This window comes from Actinomyces sp. ICM39 (genome assembly GCF_000282935.1).
Classification (GTDB): domain Bacteria; phylum Actinomycetota; class Actinomycetes; order Actinomycetales; family Actinomycetaceae; genus Pauljensenia; species Pauljensenia odontolytica_B.
On record NZ_ALCB01000141.1, the window covers coordinates 33,997 to 46,540 of the forward strand.

Annotated in this window: 6 protein-coding genes; all 6 read left to right on the forward strand. The window is 64.0% G+C overall.

Annotation, left to right across the window (positions count from 1 at the left end; translation table 11 throughout):
- The first annotated feature begins 12 nt into the window (after positions 1–12).
- Positions 13–3,915, forward strand: a complete 3,903-nt coding sequence (locus tag HMPREF1137_RS09175) for a DNA-directed RNA polymerase subunit beta' (RefSeq protein WP_009054724.1) — start codon at positions 13–15, stop codon at positions 3,913–3,915.
- A 230-nt stretch (positions 3,916–4,145) separates the two neighbouring features.
- Entirely contained in the window at positions 4,146–5,594 is a 1,449-nt protein-coding gene (locus HMPREF1137_RS09180; protein ID WP_009054697.1) for an LPXTG cell wall anchor domain-containing protein, read from the forward strand.
- A 349-nt stretch (positions 5,595–5,943) separates the two neighbouring features.
- Positions 5,944–8,895 carry a glycoside hydrolase family 3 C-terminal domain-containing protein gene (locus HMPREF1137_RS09185; RefSeq protein WP_009054729.1) on the forward strand — a complete coding sequence of 984 codons (2,952 nt, stop codon included), beginning with the start codon at positions 5,944–5,946 and terminating at the stop codon, positions 8,893–8,895.
- A 504-nt stretch (positions 8,896–9,399) separates the two neighbouring features.
- Positions 9,400–9,774 (forward strand): 30S ribosomal protein S12, encoded by a 375-nt coding sequence (rpsL, locus tag HMPREF1137_RS09190; RefSeq protein ID WP_003790639.1) that lies wholly within the window; start codon positions 9,400–9,402, stop codon positions 9,772–9,774.
- Positions 9,774–10,244 carry a 30S ribosomal protein S7 gene (rpsG, locus tag HMPREF1137_RS09195; protein ID WP_003790637.1) on the forward strand — a complete coding sequence of 157 codons (471 nt, stop codon included), beginning with the start codon at positions 9,774–9,776 and terminating at the stop codon, positions 10,242–10,244. The genes rpsL and rpsG overlap by 1 nt, the downstream gene beginning before the upstream one ends.
- Before the next feature lie 80 nt (positions 10,245–10,324).
- Positions 10,325–12,448, forward strand: coding sequence for an elongation factor G (gene fusA / locus HMPREF1137_RS09200; RefSeq protein ID WP_009054718.1), 2,124 nt, complete (start codon positions 10,325–10,327; stop codon positions 12,446–12,448).
- The last annotated feature ends 96 nt before the right edge of the window (positions 12,449–12,544 follow it).

Below are 12,544 nucleotides of genomic sequence, written 5' to 3' on the forward strand. Positions count from 1 at the left end.
GGAGAGATAACTTTGCTGGACGCCAAAACGTTCGACAGCCTGAAGATCACCCTGGCCACCGGCGACGATATCGCCGTCTGGAGCCACGGTGAGGTTAAGAAGCCGGAGACCATCAACTACCGTACGCTCAAGCCCGAGCGCGACGGTCTGTTCGGTGAGCAGATCTTCGGCCCCACCCGCGACTGGGAGTGCGCGTGTGGCAAGTACAAGCGCGTGCGTTACAAGGGCATCATCTGCGAGAAGTGTGGAGTTGAGGTCACTCGCTCCCGCGTCCGCCGTGAGCGCATGGGTCACATCGACCTGGCCGCCCCTGTCACGCACATCTGGTACTTCAAGGGTGTTCCCTCGCGCCTGGGCTACGTGCTCAACCTCGCGCCCAAGGACCTCGAGAAGGTCATCTACTTCGCTGCCTACATGATCACCGAGGTCGACGAAAAGGGTCGCCACGAGGATCTGGCTGAACTGCGCGCCGAACTCGAGGTGCAGAAGAAGCAGATGGAGAACAACCGCGACGCGACGATCAACGACTTCGCGGAGCAGCTCGAGTCCGACATGGCCGCCCTGGAAAAGGACGGCGCCTCGCAGGCCGAGCGCGAGCGCGCTCGCAAGCAGGGTGAACGCGAGATGGCCAAGATTCGCCGCCGCTTCGACGGCGACATCGAAGGCCTCGAGGCCGTGTGGGAGCGCTTCAAGGACCTCAAGGTCGGCGACCTTGAGGGCGACGAGCGCCTCTACCGTGCGATGGTGGCCCGCTACGGCACCTACTTCAAGGGTGACATGGGCGCTGCCGCCATCCAGAAGCGCCTGGAAACCTTCGACCTGGAGACCGAGGTCGCCGCGCTGCGTCAGACCATCGCCTCTGACTCCGGCCCGCGCAAGGCCCGCGCCATCAAGCGCCTGAAGGTCATCAACGCCTTCGTTGCGACCGGCAACTCGCCGGCCTCGATGGTCCTCACCAAGATCCCCGTGATCCCGCCGGACCTGCGCCCGATGGTTCAGCTGGACGGCGGCCGCTTCGCGACCTCCGACCTCAACGACCTGTACCGTCGCGTCATCAACCGCAACACCCGACTCAAGCGTCTGCTTGAGCTGGGCGCCCCCGAGATCATCGTCAACAACGAGAAGCGCATGCTTCAGGAGTCCGTTGACGCCCTCTTCGACAACGGCCGCCGTGGCCGCCCCGTCGCGGGCCCGGGCAACCGTCCGCTGAAGTCGATCTCGGACATGCTCAAGGGTAAGCAGGGTCGTTTCCGTCAGAACCTGCTCGGTAAGCGCGTCGACTACTCGGGTCGTTCCGTTATCGTCGTCGGCCCGCAGCTGCAGCTGCACCAGTGTGGTCTGCCCAAGCAGATGGCCCTGGAGCTGTTCAAGCCCTTCGTCATGAAGCGCCTGGTTGAGAAGAACTACGCGCAGAACGTCAAGGCTGCCAAGCGCAAGGTTGAGCGTCAGCGCCCCGAGGTGTGGGACGTCCTCGACGACGTCATCCGCGAGCACCCCGTGCTGCTGAACCGTGCACCTACGCTGCACCGCCTCGGCATCCAGGCGTTCGAGCCCCAGCTGATCGAGGGTAAGGCTATCCAGCTGCACCCCCTCGCCTGTGGCGCCTTCAACGCCGACTTCGACGGCGACCAGATGGCAGTCCACCTGCCGCTGGGCGCTGAGGCGCAGGCCGAGGCCCGCATCCTCATGCTGTCGACGAACAACATCCTCAAGCCCTCCGACGGCCGCCCCGTGGCGATGCCGTCGCAGGACATGATCATCGGTCTGTTCCACCTGACCTCGACGCCCGACCCGTCGGTGCCCGTCGAGAAGGACGAAGACGGAAACCCCGTGATTCCGTACTTCTCCAGCCAGGCGGAAGCCCAGATGGCGTACGACGCCGGCAACCTGCACCTGAACGCGACCGCGCGCATCCGCTTCGCCGACGGCACCGTGCCGCCCGAGGGCTGGGAAGCCCCCGAGGGCTGGGAGCCCGGCGATGAGCTGATCCTCGAGACCAGCCTCGGCCGCGCGATCTTCAACGAGCAGCTGCCCACCGACTACCCGTTCGTCAACGAGGTCGTCGGCAAGAAGCAGCTCGGTAACATCGTGAACACGCTGACCCAGCGTTACCCGAACGTGCTCGTGGCGGACTGCCTCGACGCACTCAAGTCGGCCGGCTTCCACTGGTCGACCTGGTCGGGCATCACGATTGCGTTCTCCGACATTCAGGCCTCGCCGCGTAAGCGCGAGATCCTGGCCCGCTACGAGGCCAAGGCCGCCGAGATCGTCGAGCAGTTCGAGACGGGTATCATCCTCGAGGAGACCCGTTACGAGGAGCTCGTGAAGCTGTGGCTGCAGTGCACCGAAGAGGTCGCCGAGGACATGCGCGCGAACTTCTCCGAGCGCAACACCGTGTACCGCATGGTGAACTCCGGTGCTCGTGGTAACTGGTCGCAGGTTCAGCAGATCGCCGGTATGCGTGGCCTCGTGTCCGACCCGAAGCAGAAGCTGATCGAGCAGCCCATTAAGGCGAACTACCGCGAGGGCCTGACGGTTCTCGAGTACTTCATCGCCACGCACGGCGCCCGTAAGGGCCTGGTCGATACGGCTCTGCGTACCGCCGAGTCGGGCTACCTGACCCGTCGTCTGGTCGACGTCTCGCAGGACGTCATCGTCCGCGAGGCCGACTGTGGCACCCGCGCCGGCCTGAAGATCGACATCGCTCACAAGAACGAGTTCGGTGAGTGGGAGGCGTCCGAGACCATCGAGACGACCGCCTACGCCCGTAACCTCGCCCGTGACGCGGTGAACGAGGCCGGAGAGGTCGTCATGCCCGCGGGCACCGACCTGGGTGACGACCAGCTCGCTGAGCTCGTCGCTGCCGGCGTTGCGCAGATCGTCTGCCGTTCCGTCCTTACCTGTGAGTCGCAGGTCGGCACCTGTGCGGCCTGCTACGGTCGCTCGCTGGCCACCGGCAAGCAGGTCGACATCGGCGAGGCCGTCGGCATTATCGCCGCCCAGTCGATTGGTGAGCCCGGTACGCAGCTGACGATGCGTACGTTCCACACCGGTGGCGCTGCCTCCGCTGCGGATATTACGCAGGGTCTACCCCGTGTTCAGGAACTCTTCGAGGCCCGCAGCCCGAAGGTCGAGGCGAAGATGAACGAGGCCGCCGGCCGCGTCCACATCGACGACGAAGACCCGAGCGCCCGTAAGGTCGTCATCACCCGTGACGACGGCAAGGAAGACCTGGTCATCGAGGTCTCGCGTCGCCAGAAGCTCCTCGTCTCCGAGGGCCAGCACATCGAGGCCGGCACCCCGCTGACCGAGGGCCAGCTGGATCCCAAGGAAATCCTGCGCATCATGGGCCGCAACGTGTCCCAGAAGATGCTCGTGGACGAGGTCCAGAAGGTGTACCGCGACCAGGGCGTGGGCATTCACGCCAAGCACATCGAGGTCATCGTCCGTCAGATGCTGCGCCGCGTCACCATCCTGGAGCCCGGCGACACGACGTTCATGCCCGGCGAGCTCGTCGACCGCATGGCGTACCTGACGCAGAACCGTCGCGTCGCAGCCGAGGGCGGCCAGCCCGCCTCCGGTCGCCAGATGCTGATGGGTATCACGAAGGCGTCGCTGGCCACGGATTCGTGGCTGTCGGCCGCGTCCTTCCAGGAGACCACCAAGGTCCTGACCGAGGCCGCCATGAACGGCAAGTCGGACTCCCTGGTGGGCCTCAAGGAGAACGTCATCCTCGGTAAGCTCATCCCGGCTGGCACCGGCCTGTCGCGCTACAACGACGTCATCGTCGAGCCGACGGCTGAGGCCATGGCGAACTCGAACTACTCCGAGGCCGACTTCGGTGACGGCTCCGTGTCCGAGGACTTCCTCGACGCGCTGGGCGCCATCGACTTTGGCATGAACTTCCGCGAGTAATCCGGTTCGTGACCGCTTGGGGCCCCGGCCTCGTCCGTGAGAACGTGACGAGGCCGGGGCCCCTTGTCGTGCCTGCTTGCTCGCCCTGAGCGCGCCGGGGATGTCTAACGGTGACGCAGATTGAGTGCCAGCTGCGACGGTCAAACATGAAAGTTCAACCATTTGGAAAGCTGTCATACGGATGCTAGATTGGTTGCACAATATCCATCAACGCTTAAGGATGTCTCCTCATGCGCCTGTCCAAGAAACTGGTCATTGCTGCGCTCGGCTCCGCGACCCTCGTTCTCAACCCGTTGGCGGCCCTTGCGGCTGGTCCCACGATTGAGGATACGGACGGACCGCTCGTTCGGATTGCCATCTCCGACACGCTCAACTGCTCGATCAACTACAAGGGCGATAGGTATAACGAGTTCTACAACGCTAACTCCACTACGGATCCAGCCGACTGTGGAACGTTCCTCGCTGTGGGATCTGAGCTGTTCGGTCCGGGGGAGCTGAATTCGCGTCAGGCACGGTCTATGAGTGCGATCGCCTGGACGCCGGTCTCGCAAACGAAGTCAGGAACGGGCACTCAAGCCGATCCGTGGGTCCTCACGACTGTCGTTCGCGGCGGTGGATTCGAGATCACGCAGACGGACACCTACTCCACGGGCAATGAATTCTACGCGACGACCTCGTCGGTGAAGAACATTTCGGATGCTGCTCGGGACTTTACGCTTTACCACGCGGCGGATTGCTACCTCCAGGACGACGATTACGGCTTTGGCGAGTACGACGCGAACACGGGGACGGTCATCTGCCGAGCGAAGGATTCGGAAACCGGCGAGCATACGGATCGTGGTCGAGTCGAGCAGTTCGTCCCGACGACCGCCGGTTCGAACTACTACTACGGTGCCTTCTACGAGGTCTGGGGTAAGCTCAAGGATCGCGCGCCGCTGCCCAACATGCTTGAGGGAGCGCATTCCAACCGGGACAACGGTATGGCTCTGAGCTGGACTCGTACGCTCGAGCCGAATACGACGGCCGACTACTCTCTCATCACCTCCTTCTCGCCGAAGGGCCAGGTCGCGCTGTCCTCCGCGACATGCGCCGTCGCCCAGCCGGGCGCCGACTCCACCGCGACGCGCACCATCGGAGTGACGATCACGAACCCGAACCGTGATGTCAAGTCGGTTCAGACGGTCATTGCGACACTGTCGGACGATGCCACCTACGTTCCCCGGTCGGCCAGCGGTGCCCCCGAGCCGACGGTCGCGGGTAAGGTTCTGACCTTCAAGGATCTCGAGCTTCCCGCCAACGGGTCGGTGAAGTTCTCGTTCCTTATCACCGGCAGCGCTGCGGTGACGCCGCTTGTGAAGATCTCGGGGACGACGACGAGTGGCGCAGCCATCGCCGAGTCCGATACCTCGGCGTCTTCGACGTGCGATTTCCCCGAGCTTCCGAACCCTGAGCAGCCCCAGCCGACTCCCGAGCAGCCCCAGCCGACTGTCGAGCAGCCGCAGCCCACCGCTGAGCAGCCGCAGCCGACTGCCGAGCAGCCCCAACCTGCGGGTGGCACGAGCACTGAAGGTAACAAGCTGGCCAGCACCGGCGCGAACACCGGCGTTGCCATCGCGCTCGTTGGCCTGCTCGGCGTCGCCGGCGTCGGCCTCGTCGTGGCGAGGCGCCGCGCACGCTGATCGGAGAACCGGTCGATAGCGTGACAGGGCCCGGTCCCCGCGAGGGGGCCGGGCCCTCGCGCATCCCCTGTGAACGCCCTAGTCGGTGGCGGGGAGAGTCGCTTTCCGCGTAGGCGGCGAAGCCTGCGGGGTGCCAGGCTGTCCATTCCGACAGATTGTGCGCGCAATCCGACAGAACACACGAGGTCCCACCTCGAGGGGCCGACCGTGCGGTTGAATAGGTGGTGGCGGTTCCCATCTGCCCTCTGGTCTGCGGCGACCTGCGTCGATGGAGACATACACAGGGAAGGCAAGGGAGCTGGTCTGGCTCTGGGATGCAGGGTTTCGGAACTGAAAGAGGACATCAACAATGCTTTCCATCAACTGGTCTGATGTGTGGAAGATGGTTGAGTCGATCAAGGTCCCCTTGATCGTCATCGGCGTGGCGCTGGCGCTCGCCATCATCGTCTCCCTCGCTGTTTTCAAGATGGGCAAGCCTGCCCGCAAGCTCACGCGCTCGACGGCCTGGGTCGCGGCGTTCATCGCCGTCGTCGTGGCTGTCGTGTCGATGCTGTACGGCGGCTTCAAGACGGTGCTCGACCTAGCGGCCGGCACCGGCGCGCTGACGGATGCGTCGAAAGCTCAGGTGGAAGATCTGGGCAACGACATTTCCGACGAGGGCATGGTCCTCCTGAAGAATCAGGGCGGTGCCCTGCCTCTCGCCAAGGGCTCCGCGATCAACGTGTGGGGCTGGGGCTCGACGAACCCGATCTACGGCGGCACCGGCTCCGGCTCGCTGTCGAAGGACAACCCGACAACGACCCTGCTTGATGGCCTGCACAACGCTGGCTTCACCACGAATGATGAGCTGACGAACCTGTACACCGCCTACCGCGCTGAGCGCCCCGAGGTCGGCATGTTCAAGGCTGACTGGTCGCTGCCCGAGCCCACGCAGGACAAGTACTCTGACGACCTGCTCTCCAACGCCGCCGCCTTCGGCGACACCGCAGTCGTGACGATCGCCCGTTCGGGCGGCGAGGGCTTCGACCTGCCCCGCGACGTCAACCAGGAGATGGCTGACAACCCCTACTTCAGCTACACGAACAACTCCGAGGAGGTCGCGGACTTCGAGGATGGCCAGGGCTACCTCGAGCTGACGCGTCCCGAGAAGGACATGATCGAGCTGGCGAAGAAGACCTCGACGAAGACGATCGTCGTTATCAACGCTGCCAACGTCTTCCAGCTGGGTGACCTTCAGGACGACCCGGAGATCGACGCGATCGTGTGGGCGATCCCCGGAGGCCAGGTTGGCTTCAACGCGCTGGGACGCATCCTGGATGGCGAGGTCAACCCTTCCGCTAAGACTCCCGACACCTTCCCGCGTGACATCAAGGCGGGCCCGGCTGCAAACAACTTCGGCGACTTCCAGTACACGAACATGACGGAGTTCGCCCAGGAGGATCCCTTCAACAAGGGCACCCAGACGCAGCCGTCCTTCGTCAACTACAACGACTCGATCTACGTTGGCTATCGCTGGTACGAGACGGCTGCCGCTGAAGGCGTCATCGACTACGGCAACGAGGTCGTCTACCCCTTCGGCTACGGCCTGTCCTACACGATGTTCTCCCAGTCGATGAGTGACATCTCGGTCGACGAGGCCACGGGCACCATGTCCGCGGACGTGACCGTCACGAACACGGGCCAGGTCGCCGGTAAGGACATTGTCCAGATCTATGACAACCCGCCTTACACGGATGGTGGCATCGAAAAGGCTGCGGCGAACCTGCTGTCTTATGAGAAGACGAAGCTGCTGGAGCCCGGCGAATCCCAGACGCTGACGGTCACCTGGAACCGCGATTCGCTCGCCTCCTACGACTCGGTGAACGCGAAGGCCTACGTGCTCGAGGCTGGCGACTACAAGATCTCTGCGCGCACCAACTCGCACGACGTCATCGATGAGAAGACCTACACGGTGGATGCGACGCAGACCTTCAACACCGCCGACAATACGCACGACGGCGACAAGGTCGTGGCCACCAACCAGTTCGACGACGCGAAGGGTGACGTCACCTACCTGTCGCGCGCAGGCCGCTTCGCCAACCTCGCTGAGGCAACCGCAGCCCCCAGGAACTTCGAGATGAGCGAGGCCAGCAAGGAGAAGTTCCTCGCGACGTCGAACTACGACGCGGCAGCCGCCGACGCTGACAGCAGTGCGACGATGCCCACCACGGGGGCGAAGAACGGCCTCGTCCTGGGTGACCTCGCGGGCCTCGATTACGACGACCCGAAGTGGGATCAGCTCCTCGACCAGCTCACCGTCAAGGAAATGAACACCCTCATCTCCAAGGGTGGATACGGCTCCCCGGCGATCTCCTCGATCGGCAAGCTGCGCGTCTCCGACGTGGACGGCCCCGCCTCGCTGAACAACAACTTCACGGGCGTCGGCTCGATTGGCCTGCCCTCCGCGGTATCCGTTGCGGCCACCTTCAACAAGGAGCTCGCACGTTCCTTCGGTGATGCGATCGGCACGATGGCGCACGACATGCAGGTCTCGGGCTGGTACGCGCCGGCCACGAACACGCACCGCTACGCCTACGCGGGCCGTAACTTCGAGTACTTCTCGGAGGATCCGGTCCTGGCCGGCTCTCAGGTCGCCGAGGAGATCAAGGGCGCCCAGGCCAAGGGTGTGTACGCATTCCTCAAGCACTTCGCCCTCAACGACCAGGAAACGAACCGCACGCACATGCTGGCGACCTGGACGAACGAGCAGGCAATGCGCGAAATCTACCTGCGTTCCTTCGAGATCGGCGTCAAGGACGGCGGCGCACACGCGATCATGAGCGCGTTCAACTACATCGGCCCCGAGTACGCGGGTGCGAACTCTGCGCTGCTCAATAACGTCCTGCGCGACGAGTGGGGCTTCCGCGGCATGGTCCTCACCGACTACTTCGCGGGCATGGGATACCAGAACGCGGACCAGATCACGCGCAACGGCGGTGACCTGATGCTCGCGACGATCGACATGCCGATCGCCACGGTCAACGTGCAGGATGCGGCGGGCGTCAGCTCTCTGCGTCGCGCCTCGCACAACATCCTCTACACGGTCGCAAACTCGTGGATGTACGAGAACGGCCAGCCCGAGGTCACCCGGAACGCGTGGGAATACATCACCTGGGTGGTTGCAGGAATCCTCATCCTGTCGCTGCTTGGCCTTGAGGTGGTGGCGATCCGCCGCTACCGTGCGCGCAAAGCCGAGGCCGTGATCACCGTCGAGCCCAACGCGTCGATCGGCGAGGCTCGGGCCGAGAAGGCGGAAGAGTGACCGATCCAGGAACAGACGGACGGAGCATGATCCCCGGGTGGCATTGAGTGCCGTTCACCCGTGGGGGAGGGGCCCGCAGGCAAGCGCCTGCGGGTCCCTCTGCACGGCACTGACATAACAGCGGCCACGCCCGAATGAAACATGGCGTGCCCTTCACTATGCACAAGGGGAGCGCGAAGGAAACGATCTGAGCGCTCCTGTGCCCCGGCCTCGTCGATGAGGGGCGAACCACAATGCACCCCCTTTGACGAACGGCGACGTTTCCCACTATCCTTGAGGATGGTTCCCGCTTCTGTGGAACCTCTGTGCCCGGGAAACCGGGAGCGGGCTCCGTCCGTCGGAGCTCCGGGCGTCATTCTCTGACCCTCATGGTTATCATGGCGCGCCGGCCCCCAGGCGGACACGTGTGCCCACACGGGGGTGACAACAGTCGCGGAAGACTGACAATCAGGGCCGCCCCTTAAAGCGAGGGGAGGCCGCCGACGGAAAGAAACTGGAGACCCAGTGCCTACCATTCAGCAGCTCGTCCGCAAGGGACGTGTCTCGAAGCGCGCGAAGGTGAAGACCCCCGCGCTGAAGGGCTCCCCCCAGCGTCGCGGCGTGTGCACCCGTGTGTACACCACCACGCCGAAGAAGCCGAACTCGGCTCTGCGAAAGGTCGCTCGTGTGCGCCTTTCGTCCGGCATCGAAGTCACCGCCTACATCCCCGGTGAGGGCCACAACCTGCAGGAGCACTCGATCGTGCTCGTGCGCGGTGGTCGTGTGAAGGACCTGCCCGGCGTGCGTTACCGCATCGTCCGCGGCTCGCTCGACACCCAGGGTGTCCGCGGCCGTCAGCAGGCTCGTTCCCGTTACGGCGCGAAGAAGGAGAAGAAGTAATGCCTCGTAAGGGCCCCGCTCCCCGTCGCCCCCTCGTCGATGACCCGGTTTACGGCTCCAAGGTCGTGACCCAGCTGGTCAACCGCGTTCTCCTCGATGGCAAGAAGACCGTCGCCGAGCGCATCGTCTACGGCGCACTTGAAACCGTTCGCGAGCGCACCGAGCAGGAGCCCGTCTCCGTGCTCAAGCGCGCTCTCGAGAACATTCGTCCGGCCCTCGAGGTCCGCTCCCGCCGCGTCGGCGGTGCGACCTACCAGGTCCCCGTCGAGGTTCGCCCCGCGCGCGCCACGACGCTGGCCCTGCGCTGGCTGGTCGACTTCTCGCGTCAGCGTCGCGAGAAGACCATGACCGAGCGTCTCGCCAACGAGATCCTCGACGCCTCCAACGGCCTCGGTGCCGCTGTGAAGCGCCGTGAGGACATGCACAAGATGGCTGAGTCCAACCGCGCCTTCGCGCACTACCGCTGGTGATTTAAAGACGAGGCCTGGGCAACCGGGCCTCGTCTCACGCAGCAAGAACACCCATTACTTCGAACGAAGGAACCACACTCGTGGCACTAGAGGTGCTGACGGATCTCAACAAGGTCCGCAACATTGGCATCATGGCTCACATCGATGCCGGCAAGACGACCGTGACGGAACGAATCCTGTTCTACACGGGCATCAACTACAAGATCGGCGAGACGCACGACGGCGCCTCGACGACCGACTGGATGGAACAGGAAAAGGAACGCGGCATCACGATTACGTCCGCCGCCGTTACCTCTTTCTGGAACGGTAACCAGATCAACATCATTGACACCCCCGGTCACGTTGACTTCACCGTCGAGGTTGAGCGCTCGCTGCGCGTCCTCGACGGCGCCGTCGCCGTGTTCGACGGCAAGGAGGGCGTTGAGCCCCAGTCCGAGACCGTGTGGCGTCAGGCCGACAAGTACGACGTCCCGCGCATCTGCTTCATCAACAAGATGGACAAGATGGGCGCCGACTTCTACTTCTCGGTTGGTACCATCCGCGACCGCCTGCACGCGACCCCGATCGTCATGCAGCTCCCGATGGGCGCCGAGAACGACTTCGTCGGCAACATCGACCTGCTGACCATGGAGGCCCTGACCTACCCGGCCAAGGACGACAAGGGCAACGACACGCTCGGCTCCGTCGTCGAGCGCGGCCCGATCCCCGCCGAGTACCTGGAAAAGGCTGAAGAGTACCGCGAGGCGCTCGTTGAGGCCGCCGCTGAGGGCTCCGACGAGCTGACCGAGGCTTACCTGGAGAACGGCGAGCTCACGCTCGAGCAGATCAAGGAAGGCATCCGCCTCCTGACCATCTCCTCGCGCGCGTTCCCCGTCTACTGCGGTACCGCTCTGCGCAACATGGGCGTGCAGCCCGTCCTCGACGCCGTCGTGGACTTCCTGCCCTCCCCGCTCGACATCGGCGACGTTCGCGGCTTCCTCCCCGGTTCTGAGACCGAGGAAGAGACCGAGGTTCGTAAGCCCGACGAGAACGAGCCCTTCTCCGCTCTGGCGTTCAAGATCGCCGCTCACCCCTTCTACGGCAAGCTCACCTTCATCCGCGTGTACTCCGGTAAGGTCGAGTCCGGCGCCCAGGTCCTCAACTCGACCAAGGGCAAGAAGGAGCGCATCGGCAAGATCTTCCAGATGCACTCGAACAAGGAGAACCCCGTCGACGTGGCGCACGCTGGCCACATCTACGCGGTGATCGGCCTCAAGGACACCACGACCGGCGACACCCTGTCCGCGATGGACAAGCCGATCGTCCTCGAGTCGATGACGTTCCCCGCCCCCGTTATCCAGGTCGCCGTCGAGCCCAAGTCGAAGGCCGACCAGGAGAAGATGGGCGTCGCCATCCAGAAGCTGGCGGAAGAGGACCCGACGTTCACCGTCGAGCTCGACGCCGAGACCGGCCAGACCATCATCGGTGGTATGGGTGAGCTCCACCTCGACATCATCGTCGACCGTATGCGTCGCGAGTTCAAGGTCGAGGCCAACGTGGGTAACCCGATGGTTGCCTACCGCGAGACCATCCGCAAGGCGGTCGAGAAGTACGAATACACGCACAAGAAGCAGACCGGTGGTTCCGGTCAGTTCGCGCGTGTCATCATCGCCCTGGAGCCCCTCCCGGCCGACTCCGAGGAAGAGTACATGTTCGAGGACAAGGTCACCGGTGGCCGCGTTCCTCGCGAGTACATCCCGTCGGTCGACGCGGGCATCAAGGACGCCATGCAGTCCGGCGTTCTCGCCGGCTACCCGATGGTCGACATCAAGGCCACGCTGCTCGACGGCGCCTACCACGAGGTTGACTCCTCCGAAATGGCGTTCAAGGTTGCTGGCTCGATGGCGCTGAAGGAAGCTGCTAAGAAGGCTAACCCCGTCCTCCTCGAGCCGATCATGGCCGTTGAGGTTCGTACTCCCGAGGAGTACATGGGCGATGTCATCGGCGACCTCAACTCTCGTCGTGGTCAGATCTCGTCGATGGACGAGCAGCACGGCGTGCGCGTCGTCAAGGCTCAGGTGCCGCTGTCCGAGATGTTCGGATACGTTGGCGACCTGCGCTCCAAGACGCAGGGCCGCGCTGTCTACTCCATGGAGTTCGACAGCTATGCCGAGGTTCCGCGCGCCGTCGCGGACGAGATCGTCGGCAAGTCTCGGGGCAACTGAGTCCCACCGGGGGCTCGTGGGGCAGGGTGACCTGCCCTGCGAGCCGCCTCACACACAAGTAAACCCAGTAGGTCTCAAGCCCCAGGGGTGTTAAAG